Annotated in this window: 23 protein-coding genes and 2 pseudogenes; 17 read left to right on the top strand and 8 right to left on the bottom strand. The window is 44.8% G+C overall.

The window, feature by feature from the left end; translation table 11 throughout:
• From ACED41_RS17160 to ACED41_RS17150, 3 genes and pseudogenes are all read left to right on the top strand, one after another.
• Positions 1–1,788, top strand: a pseudogene (locus ACED41_RS17160) (hypothetical protein); the annotation flags it as partial.
• Positions 1,789–1,815: 27 nt separating this feature from the next.
• A complete protein-coding gene (locus tag ACED41_RS17155; RefSeq protein ID WP_108166203.1) occupies positions 1,816–5,331 on the top strand; it encodes a hypothetical protein in 3,516 nt (1,171 codons plus the stop codon).
• Positions 5,332–5,393: 62 nt separating this feature from the next.
• Positions 5,394–6,344, top strand: a complete 951-nt coding sequence (locus ACED41_RS17150; RefSeq protein ID WP_371725325.1) for an OmpA family protein — start codon at positions 5,394–5,396, stop codon at positions 6,342–6,344.
• A gap of 106 nt (positions 6,345–6,450) precedes the next feature.
• On the opposite strand, the gene ACED41_RS17145 is transcribed toward ACED41_RS17150, so the two are convergent.
• Both ACED41_RS17145 and ACED41_RS17140 read right to left on the bottom strand, forming a co-directional pair.
• Positions 6,451–6,870, bottom strand: coding sequence for a BLUF domain-containing protein (locus ACED41_RS17145; protein WP_371725327.1), 420 nt, complete (start codon positions 6,868–6,870; stop codon positions 6,451–6,453).
• Between the two features lie 206 nt (positions 6,871–7,076).
• On the bottom strand, positions 7,077–7,268 hold the full coding sequence (locus ACED41_RS17140; RefSeq protein ID WP_137001724.1) for a hypothetical protein: 192 nt from the start codon (positions 7,266–7,268) through the stop codon (positions 7,077–7,079).
• Between the two features lie 528 nt (positions 7,269–7,796).
• Between ACED41_RS17140 and ACED41_RS17135 the strand changes: the two genes are divergently transcribed.
• From ACED41_RS17135 to ACED41_RS17100, 8 genes and pseudogenes are all read left to right on the top strand, one after another.
• Positions 7,797–8,222 (top strand): hypothetical protein, encoded by a 426-nt coding sequence (locus ACED41_RS17135; protein WP_017065381.1) that lies wholly within the window; start codon positions 7,797–7,799, stop codon positions 8,220–8,222.
• A 218-nt stretch (positions 8,223–8,440) separates the two neighbouring features.
• On the top strand, positions 8,441–9,253 hold the full coding sequence (locus tag ACED41_RS17130) for a hypothetical protein (protein ID WP_371725324.1): 813 nt from the start codon (positions 8,441–8,443) through the stop codon (positions 9,251–9,253).
• 146 nt (positions 9,254–9,399) lie between these two features.
• Complete coding sequence (locus ACED41_RS17125) at positions 9,400–9,921, top strand: GNAT family N-acetyltransferase (RefSeq protein ID WP_102536993.1); 522 nt, start codon at positions 9,400–9,402, stop codon at positions 9,919–9,921.
• Positions 9,922–10,044: 123 nt separating this feature from the next.
• A complete protein-coding gene (locus ACED41_RS17120; protein WP_017067224.1) occupies positions 10,045–10,296 on the top strand; it encodes a TIGR03643 family protein in 252 nt (83 codons plus the stop codon).
• Between the two features lie 39 nt (positions 10,297–10,335).
• Positions 10,336–10,434 (top strand): annotated as a pseudogene (locus tag ACED41_RS17115) (DUF3465 domain-containing protein); the annotation flags it as partial.
• A gap of 50 nt (positions 10,435–10,484) precedes the next feature.
• Positions 10,485–11,021 (top strand): GNAT family N-acetyltransferase, encoded by a 537-nt coding sequence (locus ACED41_RS17110; protein WP_102320615.1) that lies wholly within the window; start codon positions 10,485–10,487, stop codon positions 11,019–11,021.
• 13 nt (positions 11,022–11,034) lie between these two features.
• A complete protein-coding gene (locus ACED41_RS17105) occupies positions 11,035–11,796 on the top strand; it encodes a nucleotidyltransferase domain-containing protein (protein WP_371725323.1) in 762 nt (253 codons plus the stop codon).
• A 61-nt stretch (positions 11,797–11,857) separates the two neighbouring features.
• On the top strand, positions 11,858–12,250 hold the full coding sequence (locus ACED41_RS17100; RefSeq protein WP_017060354.1) for an NUDIX hydrolase: 393 nt from the start codon (positions 11,858–11,860) through the stop codon (positions 12,248–12,250).
• Positions 12,251–12,418: 168 nt separating this feature from the next.
• Here the strand turns inward: ACED41_RS17100 and rplY are convergent, their stop codons facing one another.
• A complete protein-coding gene (gene rplY / locus ACED41_RS17095; protein WP_017060373.1) occupies positions 12,419–12,697 on the bottom strand; it encodes a 50S ribosomal protein L25 in 279 nt (92 codons plus the stop codon).
• A gap of 367 nt (positions 12,698–13,064) precedes the next feature.
• Here rplY and ACED41_RS17090 point away from each other — a divergent pair, with 367 nt between their 5' ends.
• Positions 13,065–13,793, top strand: coding sequence for a glycosyltransferase (locus tag ACED41_RS17090; RefSeq protein ID WP_017070601.1), 729 nt, complete (start codon positions 13,065–13,067; stop codon positions 13,791–13,793).
• 14 nt (positions 13,794–13,807) lie between these two features.
• Positions 13,808–15,115, top strand: coding sequence for an LssY C-terminal domain-containing protein (locus ACED41_RS17085; protein WP_371725322.1), 1,308 nt, complete (start codon positions 13,808–13,810; stop codon positions 15,113–15,115).
• Positions 15,116–15,192: 77 nt separating this feature from the next.
• Here ACED41_RS17085 and ACED41_RS17080 read toward each other — a convergent pair whose 3' ends face one another.
• The 4 genes from ACED41_RS17080 to ACED41_RS17065 form a co-directional block, all read right to left on the bottom strand.
• Positions 15,193–16,539 carry an ATP-binding protein gene (locus tag ACED41_RS17080; protein WP_017060376.1) on the bottom strand — a complete coding sequence of 449 codons (1,347 nt, stop codon included), beginning with the start codon at positions 16,537–16,539 and terminating at the stop codon, positions 15,193–15,195.
• 104 nt (positions 16,540–16,643) lie between these two features.
• On the bottom strand, positions 16,644–17,303 hold the full coding sequence (locus ACED41_RS17075; protein ID WP_017060377.1) for a response regulator transcription factor: 660 nt from the start codon (positions 17,301–17,303) through the stop codon (positions 16,644–16,646).
• 61 nt (positions 17,304–17,364) lie between these two features.
• Positions 17,365–17,763 carry a PepSY domain-containing protein gene (locus ACED41_RS17070; protein ID WP_017066076.1) on the bottom strand — a complete coding sequence of 133 codons (399 nt, stop codon included), beginning with the start codon at positions 17,761–17,763 and terminating at the stop codon, positions 17,365–17,367.
• Between the two features lie 180 nt (positions 17,764–17,943).
• Positions 17,944–19,686 (bottom strand): DEAD/DEAH box helicase, encoded by a 1,743-nt coding sequence (locus ACED41_RS17065; RefSeq protein ID WP_371725321.1) that lies wholly within the window; start codon positions 19,684–19,686, stop codon positions 17,944–17,946.
• 97 nt (positions 19,687–19,783) lie between these two features.
• Between ACED41_RS17065 and rsuA the strand changes: the two genes are divergently transcribed.
• The 3 genes from rsuA to ACED41_RS17050 all read left to right on the top strand — a co-directional run bounded on the left by rsuA (position 19,784) and on the right by ACED41_RS17050 (position 22,556).
• Positions 19,784–20,479, top strand: coding sequence for a 16S rRNA pseudouridine(516) synthase RsuA (rsuA, locus tag ACED41_RS17060; RefSeq protein ID WP_017060380.1), 696 nt, complete (start codon positions 19,784–19,786; stop codon positions 20,477–20,479).
• Positions 20,480–20,679: 200 nt separating this feature from the next.
• Positions 20,680–21,897, top strand: coding sequence for a Bcr/CflA family multidrug efflux MFS transporter (locus ACED41_RS17055; RefSeq protein ID WP_017060381.1), 1,218 nt, complete (start codon positions 20,680–20,682; stop codon positions 21,895–21,897).
• Entirely contained in the window at positions 21,897–22,556 is a 660-nt protein-coding gene (locus ACED41_RS17050; RefSeq protein WP_017060382.1) for a DUF2913 family protein, read from the top strand. Before ACED41_RS17055 ends, ACED41_RS17050 begins: the two co-directional genes overlap by 1 nt.
• 125 nt (positions 22,557–22,681) lie before the next feature.
• On the opposite strand, the gene ACED41_RS17045 is transcribed toward ACED41_RS17050, so the two are convergent.
• Positions 22,682–24,112 (bottom strand): DUF2867 domain-containing protein, encoded by a 1,431-nt coding sequence (locus ACED41_RS17045; protein WP_017065397.1) that lies wholly within the window; start codon positions 24,110–24,112, stop codon positions 22,682–22,684.
• 98 nt (positions 24,113–24,210) lie between these two features.
• On the opposite strand from ACED41_RS17045, the gene ACED41_RS17040 reads away from it, so the two are divergent.
• Entirely contained in the window at positions 24,211–25,584 is a 1,374-nt protein-coding gene (locus ACED41_RS17040) for an MATE family efflux transporter (RefSeq protein ID WP_017060384.1), read from the top strand.
• Positions 25,585–25,685 lie beyond the last annotated feature (101 nt).

The following is a 25,685-nucleotide window of genomic DNA, read 5'->3' as shown; positions in this document are numbered from 1 at the left end:
ATTGATTACACGTTCACATTGACGGTCAACGAAGACATGCTGACTAATATCGATGTGCTTGGATACTACCTCGACTTAACTGGTAGCCCAGCGATGCGCGCTCGTTCTAAAGGCATGTTGGCCTCTGAAACCTCGATGCAGGCATTGGCAGATCAAGTATCTGCTTTGGATTTGCCGCCAGTGGGTGCTGATTTGGTTGTTGAAAAGCGTTCTGATAAGCCTGAATACACCGAAGATGACGACAGTGTCACTTATTACTTAGCCGTGACCAACAACGGTCAAGGTAACGCGGCTAATGTTCGTCTAACCGATGAGATCAGTGGACTACAAAACAGCACAGGTAATAAAGTCTTTATCGATTGGACAATTGAAGGTGTGGAAGTCGACGACTCGGGCGCGGTTATTCAGCGTCATTCTTTCCCGTCGAATAAAGACTTAGACACTACCGTTAACCTGAAATCCAACAAACGAAATGCTTACGCGTTTGAGGTCGTGGGTACGCTAGGTAAGGGCTTGGATGACGACATTACCAATACCTTTACGGCGACCGAATCTGACGGTACCGAAACCAGCGACAGTGTAACTACTCATATCAAGAAGATTCCTGATAATTCTGGAGAGTTGGAGCTGACCAAGTCTGCGTTGCAAGATACCGCGCAAGTGGGTGATGCGGTTGAGTACGAGATCATCGTTGAGAACAACAATGAATCTTACTTTAAGAACGTGACTGTGGAAGACCGTTACCCAGGTGGTCTGAAATACATCGTGGATACATCAGAAGTTGTGCTAAGCGGCATTGATGGTGAGTTCGGTACGGAAGACGATCAGGTTATCTCTCAAGATCCATCAGATACGGGCAAGTTAATGTTCACATCGTTGAACTTTGATCCGGGCGAGAAGCTGCGTATTCGTTACTTATTGCGTGTCTCGGTAGGTGCCACTTTTGGTGATTACATCAACACCGCAGTAGCGAAGGTTGATGGCTCGGCTGTTTCTAATGAAGACATCGCCAAAGTGACCATTGAGCCGGACAAGGTGTTCGATACCTCATCGATCATCGGTAAAGTTTTTGAAGATCATAACAAAGATGGATTCCAAGCTGATGCAACCGCGTTTGATGTTGAGCTAACTGCGAACTTAGCAACACAAGGTTACATCGCTGATTCGACGCACATCATTCGTGATGGTCAAGACGTTGCTATTCAAGATGGTGCGATAACCACTGCACTTGAACAAGGTTTGGAGCTTGGTGACCTTTGGGGACACTCAGTAAATCGAACACTGCCAGAAACCAGCAAAGTGGTGATTCAATTTAAAACTCGCACGCAGCAAAGCTTTGATTTCTACGTCACGACTGATGCGGGCTCTCGCATCGAGTTCGACGCACAAGGTCAGATTCAGTTTAAGCATGAATCCGATAAGAAGAAGGGACTGAGCGCGGAAAATCTCAACGTAACCAGAAACCTGTATCGCGATGGTGAGGATTACCTGTGGGAAATCGTTATCGAGAACAAAGGTATTTACGAAGATGGTATTCCGGGCGTTAAGTTGATGACGGTTGAGGGAATCGTTATTTACACAGACCAGTACGGTCGTTACCACGTGCCCGACCAATGGGTACTCAATAAGAAAGGTAAGAACTTCCTAGTGAAGTTGGACACTGATTCGCTCTCCACCTCCATGGAAGTGGTAAGCGAAAACCCGAAAGTGTTGCGAATTACCCCGAACAAGCTCACCAAGTTCAACTTTAGCGTTTATCGCAAAGACCAACAAAGTGAACAGAAGTAAGCCATTGGAACCGTATCTGGAAATTGTATGAAAGTATTTAGTAAGTCTCGTTTAGCGACGTGTTTGTTGACTGCCATCCCTGTAATGGCGGTAGCGAAAGACACAGGTAAGCTTGAAAAACTCGGTTCTGAGACGACTGGCATTGAAATCACCAAGCCGAACCAAGACCAAGACAGCTCGCGTATTTACTTAGAGCAAGGCGCTATTTGGGCAAGCCGTGACATCACTCGCTTTGACCCAGTATTAGATGTCAGTGTCAGCGATGAATTAGAAGTCGAACAAGGCACACTGCGTGACAGCGTCGGTTTCACCATTACCACCAACTACGGTTACTACATCAAAAAGTACCAGTTGGAAGTGTACCGAGTGGGTGACTTTGGTCTGTCTGAGCCAATCGCTGTGCTTGAAGGCGATAAACTGGCGAACGACTCTGACATCAATTGGGATGGTCAAACTGATGTTGATTATCAGTTTGAGGTCGGTGAGCAGCTGATGTTCCGCCTAAAAGCGTGGGACAAAGATGGCAACATGGATGTGACCACCGTTGGTGTGACTGACTTAGTCAAGCCGGACTCTGAAGTCGATATCGACCGAAACGATAACGACGATGAAGAGAGCAAAGATAAAAGCTACGGCCAAGCTAAGTTGATGCGTCACAACATCCCGACCAATGCGGGCTTAGCGAAATTTATCGGCTCCGGCTTAAAGGGCGTAGATAAAGTCATCATCGGTGAAGATGAATTTGATGTCGAAGATGGCAACTTATACGCAGAGCAGTACTTACCTACAGACTCCTACATTTTCCCAACCAAGGTTGTGTTTGATAACGGTGATGAACGTCGTTACAAGCTGTACGTTCGTATTCCAGATACTTACTACGCACAAACCGGCTTGGCTGATCTTTATGTTGGTAAGAACAATGTGTCTGGTAATAGCGATGCATTAAGTGTCGATGACCAGTACCAAGATGACATCTATAACCAAGGTCGTTTAGCGTACTTTGGTCAGGGTAAATTTGGCGACAAACTTCGTGTAACGACTCACTTTGATACGCGAGAAAGTGAAATCAAAGACATGTTCAAACATCCGTTCGCCTCCGACGATTCGGATGTGTTCGATATCCTCGAAGACGACGATGAGCTTTATTACGGTAACTATGGTGACAGCTCAAACATCGAAAAAGTGGTCAACACCAAAGGCAAGGTTTACCTCAATGTTGAATACGATAAGTCTCAATACTTGTGGGGTAACTACAACACGGGTTTAACAGGCACCGAGAACAACGATTACAACCGCAGCCTCTATGGTTTCAAAGCTGATTATCGTACTCGCGATACTACACAATACGGTGAAGATCGTTTGAACGTGGTCGGTTTTACTGCCGAAGCAGACTCTTTGTATGCACACGATGAGTTCTTAGGTACGGGCGGTTCTCTGTACTTCCTTCGTCATGGTGAAGCAGTACCTGGAAGTGACAAAGTTTACGTCAAAGTAAAAGATGAATCTGGCCTAGTGCAGAATGAAATCCCACTTGAGCCTGGCGTCGACTATGACTTTGACCCGTACCAAGGTCGAATCATTCTGACTAAGCCGCTCGACAACATCCTATCCGATAGCTTTGGTAGCGTGATTGAAAACGGCGATGATTACGAAAACTTTCTGGTTGTCGATTATGAGTATGTTCCACAAGGTTCAGATTCATTAGATGCGATGTCTTACGGTGGTCGTGCTAAAGGTTGGATCAACGATTACGTTGGTGTTGGCGTGACGTATGCGACTCAAGAAAAGGACAACCAAGACTACGAGTCTTACGGTACGGACTTAACGCTACGTGCCACTGAAGGGACTTACATTAAGGCTGAGTTTGCGCATAGTGAAGGTAGGCAAACCGAGTCGAATTTCGTCTCTACTGATGGTGGTTTAACCTTTACGCCCATTGGCGACACGTTGGAAGACCGCGAGGGTGATAGTGTCCAAATCACAGCTGTCACCAGCCTTTATGATCTTGCTCCAACCATCTTTGGTGCCGTTGGTAATGACCTGAAGCTTTGGTATCGAGACAAAGACGCGGGATACAGCTACGCAAGCAGCAGCGATGACCTTGAACAAGAAGCTTACGGTGCAGAGCTCCGTTTGCAAGCCACCGATCGCTTGGCGGTTCTCTCTCGCTTCTCGACCAATGAAGAGCGCGATGTCGATGGTAATCTAGAAACAGATACTGAAACGATTGAGATCGAGACTCAAGTTAAAATCACCGAGCACATCAAAGTTTCGGCGGCAGGGCAACAAACTGAAGAGCTTAACCAAAACGACGAGCACAGCGATGCGACCTTAGCAGGTGTGCGTTTGGAATACATGTGGGACAGCGAGAACAGCGTTTACGTCAAAGGGCAAAAGACCGTCGACCAGTCGGATGACTATGACGAAAACGACAGCGCGTCGATTGGTGCTGAATTCCAAGTGTTGGAAGACTTGTCTCTTGGTGGCGAATACACCGATGGCGACCGAGGCCAAGTAGCAGAAGCGACTGTGACTTACGATGTATCCGATGACCACTCAACCTACGTAACTTATGTAGATGATAACTACGAAGGCCAAAACAACGTGATTGTTGGTCAGCGTGCAGACCTCACCAGCAGTGTCGATTTTTACCAAGAGAACCAGTTTGTTGATGAAAATGATGGTCATGGCCGTATCGACTCATACGGCTTTGGCTACGATGTGACGGAAGATGTCGAGATGGGGATTGGTTATCAGCTTGGTGAAATTGAAGATGACCAGAACATTACCACAGAGCGTGAATCCATCAGTTTCAATGCCTCAATTGACCTAGATGACATAACCCTTAGCCACAAATTTGAATACCGAGTGGATAAGAGTGAAGACGACCCTGACATCGCTCAGCGAGAACTTCAACAAATCGTGACGACCAACCGTTATACGCATCACTTAACGGAAGAGTACACATTGTTCGGCAAGTACAACTACTCCATTACCGAAAGCGAGACTACGGGCGAAACCATGGCGCAATTTACTGAAGCCACTGGCGGCCTCGCGTATCGTCCGATCTACAACGATCGACTCAATTTACTGAGCCGCTACACGTATATTGCAGATTTCGATCAACTGGATCGCGATGTGGATTATCAAGACGAAACCAGTCAGATCATTGAAGTTGAAGCGATCTATTCGATTGACCAACATTGGGACGTCGGTACTAAGTACGCCCATAAAGACAAACAGCAAGCTTTTGAACGAGCATCTGGTGCGAATGAGATGGTTAAAAGTGACATCGACCTATATGGACTTAGCGCTTCTTATCGCGTGATGAAAGAGTGGGATGTGACGGGTGAATACCACTGGAAAACAGACACACTCAACGATGAGCTAGAACACGGTGCGCTAGTTTCGGTGAACAAGCACATTGGCGAGAACTTTAAAATGGGGATTGGTTATAACTTCTCTGCGTTTGATAGTGACTTAACCAATGATGACGACTACGACGCATCCGGTGTGTTCATTAACTTAGTCGGTAAGATCTAAGCCAGCCCAAAAGTGGCTTGAAAGTTAAGAGTTGAGAATTCGAAGTGACAGTTAAGAGTAAGATGAAAACAATTATTTTCCTAATAAGCGCAGTGATGAGTACTTTGCTGTTGTCCGGCTGTGCAACCGACACCTATGTGAGTCAGGAGAACCGAGACAAGTTTGCTGGCATCGATGTGTCTAAGTTTTTAATCAGCGAGTGTTTGGCGCCAGAGCGTGAGGTGCACATCGCCATCGCAGAGCATTTTGCCTTTGATAGATATCAATTACGCGACCTCGATAAGATCAACTTGGATACCTTTGTTAAAGAGATCAGAGGCCTCAAAGGGCGTATCACGATTGTCGGCCATACTGATTACAAAGGTTCTCTGGAATACAACGAACGTCTTTCACAGCGCCGTGCTAAATCGGTCGCAGATTATTTGAAAGGGCAACTAGACCCAACGCAATATGACTGGGAAGTGAAACACCTTGGTGAGACTCAACCTCTTCTGTTTGGTAAGACAGATAAAGACCGAGCGGAGAACCGCCGTGCATTTATTGTGTTTGAAGAAGCTCAGAAGTACGAAGAGATGCCTTTCTGTGAGCCACCAAAACCAGAACGTAAAGTTTATATGGCAATGACGCCACACTTCGATTTCGATAAGTCAGTACTCAAGCAAGAAGATCTAACTCAGTTAGATGACTTCACAACGAAGTTGAGCGGCCTGCAAGGTAGCATAATGGTGGCAGGGCACACCGACCAATCGGGTTCACTTTCTTACAATGAAAAGCTGGCAGAGCGCCGCGCAGAAACGGTGGTTGAATACCTCAAAACCAAACTCGACCCTAAGCAGTTTATCTGGGAAGTGAAGTCATTTGGTAAGTTGCAGCCTGCGATTAATGAACGCTCTGAAAAAGCCGATGCATTAAACCGCCGCGCGTTCATTGTGTTCAAAGAATCTGATATTACCGCCGAACAGCAAGCTCTTGCTGGCAGTGAACAAGAAGCGGTGAGCAGCGAGAGCGATTAGAGTTCACCGAAGAATAACGAATAGTTGCCTTTACAATAAAACGCAAAAAGCCCCATACGTTGGGGCTTTTTGTTGCTCGCTCTACGGATTAAGTCGGGTCGAAGATCTATTCTGATGGCAAATTCTGTTTCAATTCCAGAAGCATTCGGTAGGCACTTTCTCCTGACATCTCATACGGGTTGAACTGGTCTGATGTTGAAAACTGTAAATTAACCAGTTCAGTTAGGCTAGATTGTGGAATATCACCCATAGACCAATCACCAAACTGCCTACAATCGATCTCTTTGAAATATAAAATCATGACGTTTTTGTGTCGCGTGTCATTCAAGATATGATTGTAAGTATGATTCACTGCGGTTCTCGAACCTTCAATACATTGCAGGAAATACTTATCACTGTGGCTTAGAAGGCCTGTTAAATGGCTTTGCTTATTGCGGTCGTGTGAAATCTGAAGAATGTCGTTCAAAGCCTGAGAATCGCAACTTTCACAGAGCGTACTGACATAAATTAACCGAGTTAGGAACACAGGCATCATTTCGAATTTTTGTACAAAGGGTATTAATAAATATAAGCCAAGTTCATGGAATTGCGAGTCATTGATTTAATTGTCACTCGGTGGCTTTTGGAAGAGAAGAGGATGGGGATGAAGTAGAAAAGGGCAGGTTGCAAGATACGCTAAAATGACTCGAATGTTGGCCATTCAATTATTTTAGCGACCTGCTTGTGAGCTCGTTAGTTGTTTAGAGTTGAAATCGATTCAACGTTAGAAGAGGAATCAAATCGAACGTTGACCAACACATTTTCACGTTCGAAAGTCACATCATCAAAGTCAGTCGTTGCGATCTTAAATCCATTTCTTGCGAATAAACTCGTCACCGTTGTTCGTTGTTTCTGTTCCATAGCGCATGTCAGTAGTTCGTTCATCGTGATCTCCATTAGGTAACCGTGTGCATAGTGTAAGCGTACAGACTCTACATTATGAGATCAATTGCTTAATCGATAAGCTATATTGATATGTTCAATTGAGTGATTCAGGTATTTAAAAGCCGGATGGATAGTGGGCAAGGGAGTTATGCGACCTATGACAAGTGGAGCGTTATGTGACCACTGTTCAGCATTCCTTGAACACGAAGTTTGTCGCAAAAATCGCGTTGAAATAAGTGGTTACAAAGCAGGAGGAATTATGCCCGCCGTTTGGTATGTTTGGTCGGTTATTGGAAATATTATCGGCCTATATCTCACTTAACTAAAGTACATCGATTTACGATGAGTAGACTCCTCAATAAGCCTTCTTTTTATTTGAATTTTATATGCTAAGTGGTGTTGTTATAATTGTTATTAATGGCATAGGCTTGATTTTAATATTGGTTTGATTTATAAAACAAGAATTCGTTCATTAACTTCATGATTATATTAGTTTTTACTAACCTTTAAATAACATGGAGAAAGGCGATGAATAAGAACCAAACACGCAACAGGTTAGCGAATTTAGTGCGACTTCGTAGGTCATACAAAGCATCAGACTTTCTGGTGGGTTCTGATGAACTCCGAGTTAAAAAAGATGTGTATAGCTTACGTAAAATCAAACAGTTAGAAATTCGTCAATTGGGTCTTAAAGAAAACGCAATCAATATCGTTTCGTTGGCTTTAGTCCTCTCGGCGGCGACTTGGGCATTTGTTCCTCAGTTCGGTTTACCAATGCTTGCACTGACCTTTATTTTGGCGTTTGTTACATGGCGACGATATGAGTTGCGTGCAGAGTTTAAAGGGGCCGATGAAACTGGCGACCATTGGGTTTCCGTGGCGCGCGGTTGTACTCGAGAAGAGTTCAAAGTATTGAAAAACGTTGAATTGGCTTTACGCGATCAGCTGTCTTAGTGGCTAGATCTGTTAAGGTTAAGGTCTTATAAGCGTTAAGCTCCCATAATCAACAAGGCTCGTCATTGTATGGCGAGCTTTTTATTTTCTGAAAAACACAGGTAGTGCAGGTTACTTTGAGAGGCCAATGCTTATATGTGTAATGGGGGTTGATATGAATCTTAAGTCACGGCGTTTTTGATGCTCTTTGTGGTTTTGAATATAGGGAGAGGGTGGAAATGAATACACGAGTCAGTGAGAGTTCTTTTAAAAGGCTCATCCAGTTAGTTGGTTGTGTTTTGATTATAGTGTTGAGCAATAGTCGACTCTCCAATGCTCAAAGCATCGAGTTTCCTACTTGTGTACAGAGCGAGGTTTTGAATACAGAAATCCACCTTTATGTTGATGAATCGGTGTTAGATGAATATTCCAAAGCATTTATAGCCTCTAAAATAGCGACATGGGAAAGCTATTCGAATCTGGTGTTAAAAAACTCCTGCGTCCCTATGACGAGAAAAGTCACTAAGGTGACTTATACGTCTGAAATCGACAGCCTTTGGTTTCAAGATTTGGGCGCAGCAGAGAGGTTATTAAAACTCTCGATGGAAGAACCGATTCCAGAAACAACAGAAGACGGCGTCCCCATTTTTACTGGGATAGTATTTTCTAATTATAATTTTAGCTTTGAGTCTGATTATTGTGGTATGTCTTCTTCGGTATCCTCCTTTTTTTCTTTAGCGATAAACTGCCCTGATTACTTAATGGAGCATGAAATTGGCCATTTAAGTGGTGCTAATCATGACTATAAAACGTTATTGAAAGATTTTGATAGTATAGAAAGTTACATTTCTGGAACCTATCCAAGAGCTCCTCAATATTCCTTCGGTACAATTTGTGCTGACAGAGGCACAGTGATGTCTTATGAGCGAGATGTTATACCTGCATATTCCAGCCCGGACATCAGAGTAGATGGCACAAAGTGCGGGGATAGCAAATACCACAATAATGCGAGAGTGCTTAGAGAGTTCGCACAAGCTTATTTAACCCCATGATTGCCTAGCTGCTAGATTGGTAGTCATCCGATTTAGTTACTTTATTATTAATGGTTATTATGAGATTAATGACTGCTGTGGTCGCGACTAATCCCTCTAGAAGTTAGACCAAGAACCAAACCTAAGCAGCAAACCAAGGAGAGAAAATGCAGGTAAGTATTAGGCCCGCCATGCCTAGCGAATTAGCCACCATTTATGCTTTGGTTATCTCAAACGATGAGTGGACGAAGTTTAACGGCCCTTATTTCCCATATTCCCACCCGTCATTAGACGAATTTGAAAGCCGTTCGTTTCAACGGTTACTCAATGGATCCGACTTACAGTTGGTGGTTGTAGACGATGTGCCTGTAGGAACCGTCAGTTGTTATTGGGAGTGTGAAGAGACACGTTGGCTTGAAGTCGGAGTAGTCATTTATAACTCCGACTATTGGGGGAAGGGTATTGCTGCGTTAGCTCTTCCTCTTTGGGTATCTTACCTATTCGAAAACAAGCAGATAGAGCGTGTCGGTTTAACCACTTGGTCGGGTAATCCGCGGATGATGTCACTAGCCCTCAAATTAGGCTTCCAGCAAGAAGCTAGGCTAAGAAAAGTGCGTTATTACCAAGGCGAGTATTATGACTCGATTAAGTATGGTCTATTGCGTTCTGAGTGGCTGGAAAGCAAATAGCCATAATTTGAGTTAGCTTGTTGTTTTATTGAACTTTATAAGTCGTGTGGTTCAAAGTGGTCACTTGTGATCTTTAAATCTAAGACGGGCGTATTTCTTCCAGTTTATAAAGGAAGAGTATGCATGATGCTATCTAAAGAGAATGAATCAAGAATTATCGAAATGGCGTGGGAAGACCGAACTCCATTTGAGGCAATAGAGCACCAATTTGGTTTAAATGAATCACAAGTGATTCGTTTCATGCGTAGCCATCTCAAGCTTGGCAGTTTTAAGCTGTGGCGCTCACGTGTTTCTGGGCGCTCGACCAAGCATGTAAAACTACGCAGTTCGGACGTTTCGAGAGGTTATTGTCCGACTCAATACAAGCACCGCTAGATAGGGACTTATTTAGTCAGCCCAAATGACATTTGATTGTGGAACAAGAAAGGTGGCGCAATGCACTGGACGCACAAAGACCCTCGTAATCATCACACTCATGGTTGGTTGAAGCATAACGGGAAAGTATACGAGTAAACACCTCCGAGACTTTTCCTTTCAAGGCTATAAGATAAAAAGGAATTTTGATGTTTAAGCTGGAAACTGACAGGTTGATTCTTCGAGATATGAGTCTCGAAGACGAGTGTGCCTTTGTTGCGATGTCTCAAGACGCTAAGTATCAGCGTTTCTATGATGAAAGTGATTGTGAACCTAACAAATATCGAGAGCTAACCCAGTTGTTTGTTGCACAGGCTTTGGAAGTACCACGCCAGTCCTATCAGCTAGCGGTTGAAAGCAAAGATTCGGGGAAGTTTATTGGAACCGTTTGTTTACGTCTTGAACGCGATAAACAAGCTTCAATGGGCTGTGCTTTCTCAAGGGAAATTCAGGGAAAAGGGCTTTCTATAGAAGCTTCTGAAGCCCTCGCTGATTTTGGTTTCTCAGAGTTAGGCATACACCGTATCTACGCTGAAACCATCAGCAAGAACTTGGCTGCGATTAAATTATGTAAGTCACTAGGAATGAAACAAGAAGCGTGTTTTAAAGATCATCGATTCTTCAAAGGTCAATGGTGGGATACAGTTGTGTTGGCGGTTCTACGTTCTGATTGGAAAAAGGCTTAGTGAGGAAAGTGGTATGCAGAAGCTAGATAGAGGACTCGATCGAGAAGGGTTCATTCAAAATCTTTATTCGCCAAAGAACATTGCGCCTGAATTTCAAGAAGTGGTGTCAGCAGTCGTTGATTCGTTGCTAAGAGAACTTCCAAGTCAAGTTGATGGTATCTACTTGTATGGAAGCGTGCCTAGAGGAACGGCCATTGTTGGTAGCTCTGATTTGGATGTTTCTATCGTACTCGCTACGCCTGTTGGTCAGAGAGAAAAGGAAGTATTTAACCTACTTTCCGACACCATACCCCAAACCTATCCGCAAGTGACCAAGCTTGATATCGATCCTGGCTTCCTGCGGGATGTTCTGCAACCCACGGAAAAGTATCACTGGCACTTTTGGCTCAAGCATTGCTGCTGTTGTGTTTGGGGGAATGATTTATCTAATGAGTTCCCACTATACAAACCAAGCATTGAAATCGCTCAAGCTCTCAATGGTGACTTGTCTACTTTTCTTGAGCAAATGCCCTCGAGTTTCAAAACAATGACTGATGCGGATGTCGCTAAGGTGATTGGAAAGAAGTTGGTTCGAGTTGCGTATTACTTTGTGGCTGAGCAAGACGGCAGCTGGTACACCAACCTGAGCCAGTGTGCTGCAGTCGCCAAGCGCTATTACTCCAATCAAAGCGACGATATTGAGCTAGCTCATCAATACGCTCTCGGAAATTTGATATCTAAAACAGAAGCTTTTGAATTGTATGAAAGGCTGAGTAAAAAGCTTGTTGTAAATTAAGCATTAACACAAGCTAGAACAACAAACTTAACTACCTTTGTAACGGCTTTAGGAAAATTAGATGGATGTCCACGAGTGTGTTTCTTTTATCATGCTGAAGGAATCGCAGGTATTACTAGAAAAGCGTAGTGAGTCTAGGGAGACCGATCCCGGTTTAATCACTATACCTGGCGGCCATATTGAACACGGTGAAAACCAGGTTCAGGCGCTGTTTCGTGAACTTGATGAAGAGCTTAATGTTGTTCCGATTGATTACCAATACTTGTGTTCGCTTTACCATCCTACGAAGGAACTTCAGTTGATTCATTATTTTATCGTGAGTGACTGGAAAGGAGATATCACCGCTCAAGAGACTGATGATGTTAAGTGGTATTCACTAGGTTCAGCTCCTGTTGGTATAGCAGCCGATGGTATTGCTTTGAAAGAAGTAGAGCGCGTGGGTAGGTATCTTTAGTTTGGATTCGATAAGATGTTTTGGACGTTTTTTGAGGGCTCAAAAACGGTGAAACCCCGATGTTGGTAGCATCGGGGTTTCGAATTTCTAGATTTCTCGACTGGTAAGATCGATTATCTTTTCTATGCAGAAGGCTGGATTAATCCAATCTTATTCCTTGGTAGGGAATTAGATGCGGATGAAGTCCATGTGCTCAACTTTTGGCTTGAACGCGTGACGTTGAACGTCTTGTGGCTTAACCTTAACTTCTGCGCCGTCAATCAGTAGAGTGATTGCTTCGTAGAATTCAGGCTTGTCCATTTGGTTGATCACGTCAGCGTGAACAAGTTCGATAGCTACAGCTTCAGCTTCGCCACCGTAGATTACAGCTGGGAATTTACCAGCGTGACGTAGGCGGCGGCTCGCACCTTTACCTAGTTCAGTACGTACTACTGCTTCAAATTTCATAGTTTTACTCTCAAATTAGTAAAAATTAACTTCACACCTCAATGCGACCTTGAGTGTGTGGTAATGCTTAAACATAAAAGTTCATGCTTAAGCGAGCGCGGATACTAACATCACATTCCAATATGAGCAAGTCAGAAGCCCATCTCAAAGTGAATTTCCTTCGATAATGGGTTCGTTTGGAGATAAAACGTTCGCTAACGCTTGTTTAGCGCATTTTACTCCCTTTTACATCGCAATCCTTATCTATTTATATCACTGCTAAATCATCAAGTTAATGAACGGAAAATTAATGTTTGCCTAAGACTTGGTTAAGTCTTAGTTCGTTAATCTTAGTGTTAATTAAACAGCAGAATGAATAGGTGAAAATATGAAACCGGTAAGCATTGTCGTAATTACGCTAAACGAAGAGAAACGCATTAGCCGCTTAATGGAAGAGTTGAGCGTGCAAACCCACCAAGAGTTTGAAGTGATTGTTGTCGACTCGAACAGTGAAGATAACACCAGAGAAGTGGCGCAAGCTTATGAAAACGCGTTGCCAAAATTAACGGTGCATCACATGGAAAACCGTGGTGTGAGCCTTGGCCGAAACACGGGTGCTTCATTGGCGCAATACAACCGAATCCTTTTCTTAGATGCTGACGTGAGCTTGCCTCGAAACTTCCTTGCGAAAGCGCTTTATGAACTAGAAGAGAAGAAGCTTGAAGTGGCGGGTGTGTACATGAGCTCGAAAGGTTTGCCGCTTGTACACAAGTTTGGTTACGGGCTATTTAACGCAGGCTTGTTTACTACTCAGTTCTTTTTCCCGACGGCGATTGGCGCATGTATTTTCTCGACTAAACGGGCGCATGATGAGATCGGCGGTTTTGATGAAGAGATCGTCCTGTGTGAAGATTGTGACTACGTAAAACGTGCGAGCAAAACATGGCGATTTAGATTCCTAAATATGACTTTTGGTTTTGACCCTCGTCGCTTAGACCAAGATGGCGTTGTGAAGACAGGCTCTACTTATCTTAAAGCCAATGTAAGACGCTTCTTTAAAGGAGAAATGCGTAATAACGAGATGAACTACAAGTTTGGTCACTACAAAGAACAGTAAGCATTGAGGTTGTTATGTTTGATGGACTAGGGTTGTTTCTGGGAGCATTGGGTGATGCTCTCATTGGCCCAAACCTATTTGTACCGGGAGAGCCGTTCTTTATCGCAGCGGGCTTTCAACTGTATTCAGGTGCATGGATGGCGTTGGTTTTGGTGATGCTAGGTGGTTTGCTTGGTGATCAACTCAGTTATTTCATTGGTTATAAATACGGTGTTAAGGTGCAACGAAGGCTCATTAAGTTTCGCCCTAAAACCAAAAGATTAATTGCGCGCTGCCGCTATCTGGTTGCTCGCAAAGGCACATACATCATTCTTTTTGCTCGTTTATTAGGGCCTATCGCTTGGGTTGTGCCATTTATAGCTGGCTCGCATCGTGTACCGTGGCGTAATTTTAGTGTGTTGGCGTTTATCGGTTTGGCCCTTGGTGGAGGGCAGTTCATTGCTTGGGGCATGTTACTGGCGCACGGCGTTGAAAACTTCCCGTGGCTTAATAGCCTTAAGATATTTATCTCGGAGCATAATAGCTTGATCGTTGGTGTGTTCGCGGTATTAGTCTTCACCATTATCGGTTACCGAATGAAGTGGCGATGCTTAGTACTTAAGTCTAGTGCGCTGTTGTTGGCGTGGGTATTGTTTGCGAACTACGCTCACTTTTTCTGGAAAGCGGATGACTTTCAGAATCAACCAGATACGGCTCAAATAAACAAAGTCGACTGGAACTCGGTTACCTATAAAGCGTTCCCCGGTAAATCTTCGTTCTACTCGGCGCAAGCGATCAACGTAATTTATGTTGGAGCAACCCCAAGAGACTTAATGAAGCAATTAGGCTGGATAGAGAATCAAACCTTCTCTCGAAATGAGATTGAATGGGTTGGTTATCTCGCATTGCTTAGAGAAAAAACGCCGCCAGTGTCTGATTTATATTGGCGAGACAAGCCGCAAGATATGGCTTTTCAATTGCCGGGTAACCTGATGAAGCGCAGCCATATTCGTTGGTGGCGTGCAGGTGTTGATATTAAAACTAACCAGCCTCAGTGGTTAGGCGCAATTAGCTATGATGATGGCCTTAAAGTCACGCCTTACTCAGGCATTGTGACCGTGCTTCATAACATTGACCCTAATGTTGATGAAGAGCGAGATCGGCTTGCTAATCAGATACGAACGTTACTACCAGACATCGAGTTAGACAAGTACCCATTAGCAACGGTGGAAGTGATCAATGACGATCATGAATATTACACTGATGGCCGGGTATTAACGATTGGAGCAACGACCCTTAGTGATAATTCACAAACTTTGGATGTTGCTGTGAACGATATATAGAGTTGTATATAAGGTCGATAGAATTAAGCCCTAGCATTACGTTAGGGCTTATTGTGTTTAACTTTTACTTAGCTTGTTCAGCCTTTACTTACTTTAAGCACCAGAGAAGCTTTTAAGCCGCCCATTGAGCTCTTGCTGAGCGTTAGGCTGCCTCGGTAACTGTGTGCCATTTCATTTACGATATTAAGCCCTAAGCCTGTTCCTGGTGTGGTTTCATCAAGTCGGACGCCACGTTTGGTCACTTGCTCAAGCTTCTCTTCAGGAATGCCTTGGCCATCATCTTCAATCACCAACTCTATGTTGCCATCGTCGAGTTCATTTGCATGGACGCGAATAATGCTGCCAGCCCACTTGTAACTGTTCTCGAGTAGGTTGCCGACCATTTCATCAAGGTCGGTTTTTTCTACCGCCACTTCAATCTCAGAGTCTAGCTCGTTAATTATGGTGACTTCGTTGGCTGCGTAGACTTTATCAAACGCCATTGAGATAGCTTCAACACGCTCACAAGGTGAAGACTTCACCGAAAGAATGTTCATTGCACCTGCCATACGAGCGCGGCCAAGGTGATAATCAATTTGGCTTTGAATCTGATGAATGGGCTGTTGCAGCAGTGCCTTGTCATCCTCTGGAAGTCGCTCTATCTCATTTTTTAGAACTGAAAGCGGTGTTTTCAACGCATGAGATAAGTTACCCGCGTGGTTACGAGCTCGTTCTAATAACTCTTGATAGTGAAAGAGCAGGGCATTGAGGTCAGAGACTAATGGAGAAACCTCTTTCGGGTAGTTATCGCTTAACCCTTGTTGCTCGCCGTTTCTTAGCATTACCAGTTCGCGTTGCATCTTGCTGAGCGGTAATAACGACCAACTGACTTGAATACCGATCAACATCAGCACGCCAACAAACAGCAACATTAGGATCAACCAGACTTGACCAGTAAGCTCGGTCAGTGTGGATTCTAATGGATCTTCATCAATACCAATGGTGATCGTGACAGGGTCGCTCAGTTCAGGCAGGTAGATATCTTGCTCGATGTAAATCAGTTTTTCTTTCTCTGGCCCTTTGACTGATGTGTGAATCGGTGAACGCTTGATGGTGAGGTCTTTATCCCATAGCGAGCGAGATCGAATGATCTGCTCTTGGGTAGCGGCGCGCCAATAAATACCACTGTAGGGCTGGTTGAACCTAGGATCAGACAGACGCTCTGCCATGATCAGGTTACCACTGTCATTGGTTTCGATATTGGCGGTTAACTCATCCATGGTTAAGCCAAGCTGCTGCTTCATGTCATCGACGAGGTAGTCGTTAACAAGTTTCGGAATCCCGACACCAGCCGCTAATATCATCGCACCTAGCCAAAAAGCCGCAGCAAGGAGCAAGCGGCTTTTTAAACTGATGTTTTTAAGTGTTCGTTTCTTTAGATTCATGCATTTCCAACCTGCCTTTGCTCATCGTAACTTATCGTATTGCGATGATCAGAACAGGCTGTCCACTTAATTAATGGTTGCTCTTGGCGTGATTGACGACTGAGCTATTCAGCATTCAGTTGGTAGCCAAGGCCACGAACGGTTTTGATGATCTTTGGTGCGATTTTCTTACGAATACGACCGATGAACACTTCAACCGTGTTTGAGTCTCGGTCGAAGTCTTGCTTGTAGATATGCTCAACCAACTCAGTGCGCGAGATAACCTTGTTTTGGTTATGCATGAAGTACGCGACAACTTTATATTCCAGCGCCGTGAGGCTAACTGCTTGACCTTGCCACAACACTTTAGAACTGCGTGTGTCTAGGCTTAGATCACCGATTTGAAGTATCGGAGCAGCACTGCCTGATGCTCGGCGCAGTTGAGCTCGGATACGGGCAATCAGCTCGACCATCTCAAATGGCTTAGTTAGGTAGTCATCAGCACCGGCGTTCAAGCCCTCAACACGTTGAGTTAGCGTGTCACGAGCACTTAAGATAATCACTGGCGTGTTGATGTTTTCGTCTCGAATGCCTTTTAATACCGTTAGGCCGTCAAGCTTAGGTAAACCTAAATCGAGGACAATCGCGTCCCATTCTTCTGACGTTGCACGGTAGAGTGCGTCGATACCATCTTGAGAGAGCTCTGGAACCCAGTCGGCCCCCTCAAGTGTTTCAATAATTTGTTGGCCCAAACGAGGCTCATCTTCAACGACTAAAATTTTCATAATTGTTCTTCTAATTTCTTCTAATGACTGTTCGTCGTGCTTAGCTCTTCGTCGTACGTAACTAGTCGCCGTGTTTAATTGCGTCTTTAAAGTTGCGGCCTTTGATCATAAGCATTTCTAACGTCTCAGCGTTGTATTCGACTTTGATGATGTTGTTTTGGTAATTGATTTTTAGTTCATACACCCAAATGTCGTCATCTTCTTCTAGTTCTACTTTAATGATTCTGCCATGAAGATCGTTTTCAACCGCCGCATACATTTCTGAGAAAGGGCGAATGTAGCCTTCTCGTACGGCTTCATAGACTTCGTCTTGATCTTCTTCAAATTCGATGCTGGTTCCTGCTTTATGAACGTCCTGCACTAATTCATGACCATTATGATGTGAGTCAGCCCATGCGCCAGCAGAAACAAATAAGCCTAAGCTTATAGAAAACAAAGAAATCATAGCTTTACTAAACATAGCGAATCCTAGAGAAGGTTGATAGCGTTCAGTATAAAAAAGTAATTCTGAACAGAAAGTGAACCTGATTAATAATGAGAATTTGATACCGAAAAACTTAACGCTTAAATGGCGCAGGCTTTAATACATAAGATTAATTGCCGAGTGTTAAGAACGTAAGACTTACTTTTATTCTTAACCTTAACGCTGCTGTAGTTCGTCTTCGAATATCTTGTCTCTCATTTTCCAAAAGCGTCCGACTTTACGGGCAATCACGAATTGAGGTGGGCGGAATCTATGTTGGTGAGCAACCACTTTCGTCGGTGAGGCTTCTTCGAAAGGGCGATGTCTGTCTGCAAGGTGAGGGCGAACAAACTGGTCTTTGAAGTTCTGCTTCTGCTTTTTGCTGGTTAATGACCAAAACTCATGCACTTGCGCTTGGTTTTCTCCGCGATAGGTGACCTTAAGTTGTGATTTACCTTTCTCGTCTTTAAGCACGTTGAGGTCCATTTCCAAGCATTCAAATACCAAGGCATCTTTTAGGTTCAGTGCTTCTTTTAGCTTTTTGTCTGGGTCGACTAAGGTTGCATCGCACTCATGACAAATGCGCGCAGCAATGTCATTATCAGCACCACATTCACCGCAATATTTCGCTCGGAAGCGATAATTACAGTGCTCGCGCTCGCCCGTGTCTTCATCGGTAAAGTAGCCTTGGCATTTGCGCCCAAAGTGCTCAAGCAAGAAGCCATTGCTGTCTAGCTTGCCCCAAAAGTTATTATTGAAGCCGCACGCAGGGCAAGGGATGGTGATGATTTCACTGTCTGAATCGGGTTTAGGGTCGCCAACCTCAGGTTGGTAGAGGTCGTAACTGTTGCCCGCATAGTCGAGCACCAAACACTCTTTTTTACCCGGAGATAGGCGTAAGCCACGGCCAACGATTTGTTGATACAAACTGATGGATTCTGTCGGGCGCAAAATCGCGATTAAATCGACGTGTGGCGCATCAAAACCTGTGGTTAATACCGATACGTTAACCAAGAACTTGATTTTACGTTCTTTGAAGTCGCTGATAATTTGGTCACGTTCGAGAGTTGGTGTATCACCAATCACAATTGAAGCTTCACCTTCTGGCAATAAGCCGAGGATCTCTTGCGCGTGTCGAACGGTCGCAGCGAATACCATGATGCCTAGTTTATCTTGGGCTAGGTGAATAATCTGATCGACAATCTGTGGGGTCGCTCGTTTCGATTGCTCGATCACCATGTCGAGTTCTGCTTCTTTGTAGCGACCAGTGCTCGCGGGCTTTAATTGCGAAAAGTCATAGCTCAACACGGGTGCATCAATCATGCTTGCAGGAGTTAAGAAACCTTCATCGAGCAGGTAACGAATCGGCAGCTCAAAGATACAGTCGCGGAAGAAACGTGGCTCATCTGAACGCACTTGACCGCGAGTGTGGTATTGATAAATCCAACCCATCCCAAGACGATATGGGGTCGCTGTTAATCCAAGCACCTTGATGCCCGAATTATTCTCGCGTAAGTGAGTGATGACTTTCTGATAACTACTGGTCTTTTCATCGGGAACACGGTGGCATTCGTCGATAACCAACAGCGAAAATTGGTTAGAGAATGAATCGAGATTTCGCACCACAGATTGCACCGAAGCAAACACGACTTGTTGGTCGGTCTCTTTGCGTCCTAAACCCGCAGAGAAAATCGAGCCTTTCAGCCCGTAACCTTCATACTTTTCATGGTTCTGTTCAACCAACTCTTTTACGTGAGCAAGCACCAACACTCGACCTTTCGCAAGCCTTGCTAACTCTGCAATCACAAGGCTTTTTCCTGCACCTGTCGGAAGCACGAGCACTGCCGGAGTTTGGTGTTTTCTGAAGTAATGAATCACTGATTTTACAGAATCAGCTTGGTACGGGCGGAGTGTATACATATCGCGTCTTGTAAGAAGGAAAACAAATAGTGTGAAATAGCTCAACTAATTGAGCAAAGGTGACTATAATACCCGACTTAGATTAGTTGAGGTATTCATGCGTTTAGATAAATTTCTGTGCGATGCATTAGGCGTCACTCGAAGAGAAGCAACACACTTATTAAAATCCAAGGCAGTGACAGTAAATGATGTCATTCAAAAAAGCGGTTCACTCAAGGTAACTGAAGAGTGCGTTGTCGAATGGCAAGGCAATGAACTGAATGTTCACGGCCCACGTTACATCATGCTTTATAAGCCTGAAGGCTTTGTTTGTTCGCATGAAGATGGCGCAAATCGTATCGCGTTTGAATTACTTGATGAAATCAAAATGGACAAGCTGCACTTTGCTGGTCGTCTAGATATTGATACAACAGGTCTTGTGTTGATTACAGACGATGGTAAGTGGTCTCACCGTATCACTTCGCCAAAGCACAAGTGCGAGAAGACGTACCGTGTGTGGTTGGTTGAACCTGTTGAAGACGATTACGTTGAAAAATTCAAAGAGGGCATCCAGCTTAAGAGCGAAGATGGCCTAACACTTCCTGCACACCTAGAAGTTCGTGCAGAGCGTGAAGTATTGCTAACGATTCACGAAGGCAAATACCACCAAGTTAAACGTATGTTTGCTGCTCTTGGTAACAAGGTAGAAGCACTACACCGTGAACGTATTGGCGAAATTGAGATGGACGAATCTTTAGAGTTAGGTGAATACCGTTACCTAACGCAAGAAGAAGTCGATTCAATCTGGAAGTAGTCCTTAGCTAGAAGTTGCTCTTAACAAGAAATTGTTCTTAACAAGAGACCACTTTTGCTGGAAATAGCCCTTTCGTTGTAAAGCCGACCATGGATAGCGTCGGCTGATGATGTTGACTGGTACTAGGAAAGTCTCAGCCAATCTTTGACTCGCGTACTCACGCTAGTCCCTAGCTCTATCAGTTGAACATTCGGAGAACCATGCAAACATCGACCTCACAGAGCCAAAGCTCCCAACTAGAAACACCTCAATTAGGCTTAGTGCTGTTTTTGATTCTAGGTGCGATTGGTGCACTTACTCCGCTAGCCATTGATATGTATCTGCCAGCGATGCCGACCATTGCTAAAGATCTTGGTGTGACGGCGGGTGAGGTACAAATCACGCTAACAGCCTATACCGCAGGTTTCGCGCTGGGGCAGTTGCTGCATGGCCCGTTGGCGGATAGCTATGGTCGCAAGCCTGTACTGCTTATTGGTGTGTTCTTGTTTGCTATCGCTTCTATGGTGAGTGCGACAACTCATGGCATTGAAGCGCTGACTTACATCCGTACCGCTCAAGGTTTTGCTGGTGCTGCGGCGGCCGTTATCATCCAAGCGGTGGTAAGAGATATGTTCGATCGTGAAGATTTCGCAAGAACCATGTCTTTCGTTACTTTGGTGATGACAGTTGCGCCATTGGTTGCTCCGATGATTGGCGGTTACTTAGCGTTGTGGTTCGGTTGGCGTTCAATTTTCTGGGTTCTGGCTATTTTTGCGGTGATCGTGATTCTGGCGGTATCGATGAAGATCCCAGAAACGCTTCCTGCAGAAAACCGACAACCATTGCGCTTTAAAACAACGATTCGTAACTATGCTCGACTGTGTAAGAACCCAACGGCGATGGGCCTGATTTTCTCTGGTGCATTCTCATTTTCAGGGATGTTTGCGTTCTTAACGGCAGGTTCATTCGTTTACATCGATATCTATGGCGTTCGCCCTGATCTGTTTGGCTACCTGTTCGGCTTGAATATTGTTGCTATGATCTTGATGACGAGCATCAACGGTCGAATCGTTAAGAAAGTGGGCTCTCACGCTATGCTCAGAGTCGGTTTAACCATTCAACTGTTTGCGGGCTTAGGTCTGTTAGTCGGTTGGATGTTAGATATCGGTTTGTGGGGTATTGTGCCATTCGTGATGCTGTTTATCGGCACACTGTCTACCATTGGTAGTAACTCAATGGCACTGCTTTTAAGCGGATACCCGAATATGGCCGGCACAGCTTCTTCGCTTGCAGGCACATTAAGATTTGGTACTGGTTCTGTAGTGGGGGCAATTGTTGCTATGCTACCAAGTGACACTGCAGGGCCAATGGCTATGATGATGGCAGCATGTGCAATACTGTCAGCATTACTATATTGGACATTAGGAAAGAAGGCATAATGTCAAAATACTATATTGAAATTCAGAAGTTAGTGAACGATGCGCTGGGCGAGCTGTATGCTCTGCATAAGTCTGGTAAAGCGATCGACGCACCTATCGCGAACAACCTTTATCTTGTTCGTTGGGTAACAAAAGCGATTAAATCTCAAGCTTATGATCGCGTGATTGTGCCTGACTTAGTTCGCTGGCAGAAACAGGGTCGCTCAAAAGGCAACAACTCTGATTTAACTTTTACCTTTAAACGTATTTCTGCGTTTTACGGACGTTTTTTCCCTGAAGGCGAAGAGCCTAAAACGCTAAAAGACAGTGATGTTGAAGCGTTCATGGACAAAATGTACGAGATGGGTTGGAGCGTATCGAGTGAAGACGAGCTAACGACTGGCGGCAAGATTCAATTCTTCACCGATGGCGAGCACTCTTTTGCTTTATGCGGTAAACAGTGTGACGACTCTTTCGACGGGGAGTTGATGGTTAAGCCAATGAACTGGTTTGTTCGTGGCAACCATGCTGAGTTCATCCAAGCGGCGATGGAAGCGGGCTTCATGCTTCACAAAGTAACGGACTATAAGTCTGCGGTGAAGTATCACGGTGAATACATCGTTTACCCTGCTAACCAAGGCAACCAACTGGCTGAGATCCCAATTAGCGTTATCGGCTAATAGCGGATTCGAGATGAGAGATACGAAGAGCGGAATTATCCGCTCTTTTTTGTCTCTCATAGCGCGTGTCGCTAATTTGCTGTTAAGTCTTTTCGCATCCCGTTACCCGAATCTCGCATCTGCTTTTAATCCTGTTCTTTAGCCTGCTTCTCAATTGCCTTCACCATGCCTTTAAAAATAAACAGGTGGGCTGGCATCATAGCAAACCAATACAGTAACCCTAGAAAGCCTTTAGGGTGCCACCACGCTGAAATGTTCAGCTCGCGAGAGTCACCGTGGTCAGAGACGGTAATCTCGAGTCGCCCTAAACCGGGGCCTTTCATACCGAAAAGCAGGGATAAAAACTGATTCTCTTCACAGCGAATGACCTTCCATGAATCGATTTTGTCACCGACTTTTAGGTTGGGCCCTTCTGGCATTTGTCGAACCGGTACACCGCCACCGAAAAGAACATCCAACCATTCGCGTGTGCGCCATAAAGTGTTAGCAAAGAAGTAACCTTGCTTCGGGCTTCCGATTTGCTGAGCAACATGCCAAAGCGATTCCAATGAAGCGCTTGAGGTGATACTTGCGCCTGTTTTCTTCGGGTAATAGCCATACCCAGCTTGCCAGCGTTTGAATGCGGTTTTATCAAAGCCCCATACATTGCTTTTGACAAAGTTTCCTTCAGCGTGAATGGCTTGTTCAACCATATTTTCGAACGAGATAAGCTTCTGAGGGTACTTTTCTCTAATGATGGTCGAACTGGCGATGAAGTCGTGCTTTAAGCCTGCAAGTAGTGCTCTACCTATGTTAGACGGTACAGAAGTCACCACGCCTAACCAATATGAAGCAATCTTTGGTGTCAGTAGCGATGTCGCCCATAGTTTGAGTGGACGATCGGCGGTTTTAGCAATATGAGCAAATTGGTTTCGGTAAGAGACAATATCCGGCCCGCCAACCTCAAAGGTTTGGCTTTCGCTAGGCGTGTCTTGTGCGAGTTTTAGTAAATAGTGGTTCAGGTTCTGCAAAGCAATCGGGTTGGCTTTAGAGTCAACCCATTTTGGCGCAATCATAATCGGCAAGTTGTACACGAAATCTCGCATGATCTCGAATGCCGCAGATCCTGGGCCAATGATCACGCCAGCTTGAAGTTCGGTAACGGGTACAGGCCCTTTACGAAGCAATTCGCCGGTTTTCTTTCTCGCTTGAAGGTGCTCTGAATCACCAGTCTGAGGCTGTAAAGAACTCAGGTAGATGACGTGTTGATTCTTTGGCCCAAGAGCAGAAACAAAGTTACGGGCTAAGTTCAGCTCATAATCGATAAAGTCGTGGCCTTCTGCCATGCCATGGACGAGAAAGAAGATAAGATCAAAGTCGGGGACTAAGGCTTGTGTCGCAGCTTGATCGGCCAGATCAAGATACTCAAGCGATAAGCTTTCGTGAGGCTCGGTCCGTGCCTTTAAATAGTCGATATGCCTTGCTGCTGCCGTGACTTGATAGCCTTGCTCAAGCAGGAGAGGGAGGAGTTGCGAACCAACATATCCAGAAGCCCCTAAAACCAGTACTTTCTTCATTGTTACTCCATTTATATCTGTGGTTAAAAACCGAACATTGATATAATAGCGCGATATTTATCTTTATTCATCAATACGTTCCGTTTAGGTATCTCTCTATGTTGCTCTCTTCAATTATTCATCACACACGAGGTGATTTTGTTCGCAGGCTTATTGCGATTGCACTGCCCATCACCTTGCAGAGCATTATGTTTTCAAGCCGAGGCTTGGTGGATGTATTGATGTTGGGCCAACTTGGCGAAGCAGACATCGCAGCTGTGGGGGTGGCGAGCCGAGCGATGTTCGTGACGACCATTATGCTGGTGGGTGTTACCACGGGCGGTGCTCTTCTTACTGCTCAATATTGGGGCGCGGGTAACAGACAAGGTGTGAGAGAAAGCACTGCGCTGACGTGGCTGGTGTCGACACTGTTTGCTTTACTGACTATCGCGTTTTTCGTTTCATTTCCTGCACAAATCATGGGCGTGACGACCGACTCTCAAGAGGTCATCAACTTAGGCGTTGAATACATCGTAATTACGTCATTTAGCATGCTAGCGGTATCGTGTGTCAGCAGTATGGCTGTGGGTTTGAGAGCGATGCACAAACCCGGGCTAAGTACATTTTTCAGCGGTATCGGCATCCTGTCTAACGTGTTCTTAAACTGGGTGCTGATCTTCGGTAACTTAGGCTTTCCTGCGCTTGGAATCAAAGGTGCGGCGATTGCGACGGTACTGAGTGGCGCGATTGAAGTCGCGACTTTGTTTGGTTATCTCTATTTCTCTAAGCATTTATTAGCATTTAAGTTTTGCGATATTAAAGCGGCAGCTTCGATTGATAAGGTGGTTCGCTTCTTGAAGCTGTCTCTGCCGACCACGTTTAACTTCTTAGCATGGGCGGGTGGTTTGTTTGCTTACCACGCGATCATGGGGCAATCGGGCGTTCAAGGTCTGGCTGCGCTATCGGTCATGACGCCGGTTGAATCTATCTCATTGAGTTTATTGATTGGCCTTTCGAATGCGGCAGCTGTTTTGGTGGGTAATCAACTTGGTGCGAAAAACAATGAAGCGGTTTACTATCAAGCGCTTGGCTTAACAATTTTGTGTTTCTTAACTAGTATTGTTGTAGCCGTTTTTCTCTATTTCGTTCAAACGCCAATACTTAATGCCTTTAGCGCACTGACGGAAGAAACCAGAGCCCTCTCAGAGAAGTTCATTCTGATCCTCTGTGTGGGTATTGTCATTCGCTCGGTGCCATTGACTGTGATCGTTGGGGTGTTGAGAGCGGGTGGTGATGTGAAGTTCTGCCTCTATCAAGATTTGATTGCTCAGTGGGTGATCGGTATCCCATTGGCAGCCATCGCGGCTATCTATTTTAAGTTTCCACCTGAGTGGGTATATCTGCTTTTCCTAACGGAAGAAGTCCTCAAGTGGGGCGGGTCGCTCTATCGCATGAAAACAAGAAAATGGATTAAAAACTTGATAGGAAGTTGAAGTAGGGCGCACCAATCGCATCACTTTATCGTTGGCGTGTGATCTATCATTCAAAATACTTCCTCCTAACAGGGAATTAGTGTAGATTCTCCTTCCAAATT

This window comes from Vibrio sp. 1F255 (assembly GCF_041439145.1).
GTDB lineage: Bacteria > Pseudomonadota > Gammaproteobacteria > Enterobacterales > Vibrionaceae > Vibrio > Vibrio crassostreae_C.
The sequence above is the reverse complement of the archived record's forward strand: the minus strand, read 5'-3'. Positions and strand labels throughout refer to the sequence as shown.

What these genes read in the sequence shown, in the direction of transcription:
- ACED41_RS17090 (WP_017070601.1), top strand. Translation starts at nt 13,065, where the DNA reads ATGAAACCGGTAAGCATTGTCGTAATTACGCTAAACGAAGAGAAACGC.
- ACED41_RS17075 (WP_017060377.1), bottom strand. Translation starts at nt 17,303, where the DNA reads ATGAAAATTTTAGTCGTTGAAGATGAGCCTCGTTTGGGCCAACAAATT.
- ACED41_RS17050 (WP_017060382.1), top strand. Translation starts at nt 21,897, where the DNA reads ATGTCAAAATACTATATTGAAATTCAGAAGTTAGTGAACGATGCGCTG.
- ACED41_RS17055 (WP_017060381.1), top strand. Translation starts at nt 20,680, where the DNA reads ATGCAAACATCGACCTCACAGAGCCAAAGCTCCCAACTAGAAACACCT.
- ACED41_RS17080 (WP_017060376.1), bottom strand. Translation starts at nt 16,539, where the DNA reads ATGAATCTAAAGAAACGAACACTTAAAAACATCAGTTTAAAAAGCCGC.
- ACED41_RS17150 (WP_371725325.1), top strand. Translation starts at nt 5,394, where the DNA reads ATGAAAACAATTATTTTCCTAATAAGCGCAGTGATGAGTACTTTGCTG.
- ACED41_RS17105 (WP_371725323.1), top strand. Translation starts at nt 11,035, where the DNA reads ATGCAGAAGCTAGATAGAGGACTCGATCGAGAAGGGTTCATTCAAAAT.
- ACED41_RS17085 (WP_371725322.1), top strand. Translation starts at nt 13,808, where the DNA reads ATGTTTGATGGACTAGGGTTGTTTCTGGGAGCATTGGGTGATGCTCTC.
- ACED41_RS17135 (WP_017065381.1), top strand. Translation starts at nt 7,797, where the DNA reads ATGAATAAGAACCAAACACGCAACAGGTTAGCGAATTTAGTGCGACTT.
- ACED41_RS17155 (WP_108166203.1), top strand. Translation starts at nt 1,816, where the DNA reads ATGAAAGTATTTAGTAAGTCTCGTTTAGCGACGTGTTTGTTGACTGCC.
- ACED41_RS17110 (WP_102320615.1), top strand. Translation starts at nt 10,485, where the DNA reads ATGTTTAAGCTGGAAACTGACAGGTTGATTCTTCGAGATATGAGTCTC.
- rsuA (WP_017060380.1), top strand. Translation starts at nt 19,784, where the DNA reads ATGCGTTTAGATAAATTTCTGTGCGATGCATTAGGCGTCACTCGAAGA.
- rplY (WP_017060373.1), bottom strand. Translation starts at nt 12,697, where the DNA reads ATGAAATTTGAAGCAGTAGTACGTACTGAACTAGGTAAAGGTGCGAGC.
- ACED41_RS17130 (WP_371725324.1), top strand. Translation starts at nt 8,441, where the DNA reads ATGAATACACGAGTCAGTGAGAGTTCTTTTAAAAGGCTCATCCAGTTA.
- ACED41_RS17070 (WP_017066076.1), bottom strand. Translation starts at nt 17,763, where the DNA reads ATGTTTAGTAAAGCTATGATTTCTTTGTTTTCTATAAGCTTAGGCTTA.
- ACED41_RS17100 (WP_017060354.1), top strand. Translation starts at nt 11,858, where the DNA reads ATGGATGTCCACGAGTGTGTTTCTTTTATCATGCTGAAGGAATCGCAG.
- ACED41_RS17045 (WP_017065397.1), bottom strand. Translation starts at nt 24,112, where the DNA reads ATGAAGAAAGTACTGGTTTTAGGGGCTTCTGGATATGTTGGTTCGCAA.
- ACED41_RS17120 (WP_017067224.1), top strand. Translation starts at nt 10,045, where the DNA reads ATGATGCTATCTAAAGAGAATGAATCAAGAATTATCGAAATGGCGTGG.
- ACED41_RS17140 (WP_137001724.1), bottom strand. Translation starts at nt 7,268, where the DNA reads ATGAACGAACTACTGACATGCGCTATGGAACAGAAACAACGAACAACG.
- ACED41_RS17065 (WP_371725321.1), bottom strand. Translation starts at nt 19,686, where the DNA reads ATGTATACACTCCGCCCGTACCAAGCTGATTCTGTAAAATCAGTGATT.
- ACED41_RS17040 (WP_017060384.1), top strand. Translation starts at nt 24,211, where the DNA reads ATGTTGCTCTCTTCAATTATTCATCACACACGAGGTGATTTTGTTCGC.
- ACED41_RS17125 (WP_102536993.1), top strand. Translation starts at nt 9,400, where the DNA reads ATGCAGGTAAGTATTAGGCCCGCCATGCCTAGCGAATTAGCCACCATT.